Below are 1365 nucleotides of genomic sequence, written 5' to 3'. Positions count from 1 at the left end.
GTGTTTATGTAGAACGTCAAGATGTCAATGGTACAAAAGCGCAAGCGAAATACACGCCTATCGTGACGAAAGTTGTTCCAACAGCTGAATCAACAGAAACAACAGATATCCAAGGTGCAGTACAACAAGGTAAACCAATCTTTATGCCTGGAGATGTAGCCGTACCAATTAAAGAAAATTCTACTAAGTTATTGGATAACGGAAATGCCTTACCAAAAGATGCAGTATTAGATGTAGTTAATAATGAAGGTCATAAGATTGGTGAATATACTTTAAGTGCAACAGGAGAAGTTATCTTTACACCAACAGATAAATCTTATACAGGTAAAGTTACACCAGCAAAAGTTCAAGCAGAAGATGTAAATGGTACGACTGTAGAAGCAACATATCAACCAAACATTGTACCAGTAACTCCAACAGCTAATGCAGTGGAAACGGTAAACATTCAAGGTGTAACACAAACAGGCCAACTAATATTTGAAGCTGGTCAAGTACAAGTAAATGATGAAATTAAAAAAGTTGCATTAGATGATAAAGTTCCAGCAGCATTAGTAAATGAAAATGGTGAAAGATTACCATTAGATAATGGTGTTTATGTTGCACCAGGTCAAGGTAAGTATGTCGTATCATCAGAAGGTATTGTGACATTCACACCTGAACCACAATTTGTAGGTAAAGCAGATGGTGTTTACGTAGAACGTCAAGATTTAAATGGTACAAAAGTTCAAGCGAAATACACACCAACAGTTGTAGCTGTTCAACCAACAGGTGAGCCAGTAACATCAACAGATATTCAAGGTGTAACACAAACAGGACAACCACACTTCAAACCTGGAAATACGATTATCAATGATGAAACTAAAGAAGTTGCATTAGATGATAAAGTTCTAGCAACATTAGTAAATGAAAATGGTGAAAAATTACCATTAGAAAATGGTGTCTATGTTGCACCAGGTCAAGGTAAGTATGTTGTATCACCAGAAGGTATCGTAACATTTACGCCAGAACCACAATTTGTAGGTAAAGCAAATGGTGTTTATGTAGAACGACAAGATGTAAATGGTACAAAAGTTAAGGCGAAATATACACCAACAGTTATACCAGTTAAACCAACAGGAGAATCTGTGACATCAACAAATATTCAAGGTGTAACACAAACAGGCCAACCGCATTTCGAACCTGGAAATACAGTCATCGATGATAAAACTAAAGAAGTTGCATTAGATGATAAAGTTCCGGCAACATTAGTAAATGAAAATGGTGAAAAATTACCATTAGAAAATGGTGTTTATGTTGTACCAGGTCAAGGTAAGTATGTCGTGTCACCAGAAGGTATCGTGACATTCACACCAGAACCACAATTTG

Annotated in this window: 1 pseudogene; it reads left to right on the top strand. The window is 36.4% G+C overall.

Annotated elements, in window-relative coordinates:
• Positions 1–1365: pseudogene (locus AC5EAH_RS08105) on the top strand (hypothetical protein); the annotation flags it as partial.

This window comes from Staphylococcus sp. B1(2026) (genome assembly GCF_058895785.1).
Note: the sequence above shows the minus strand (reverse complement) of the source record. Positions and strands in the feature narration are given on the sequence as shown.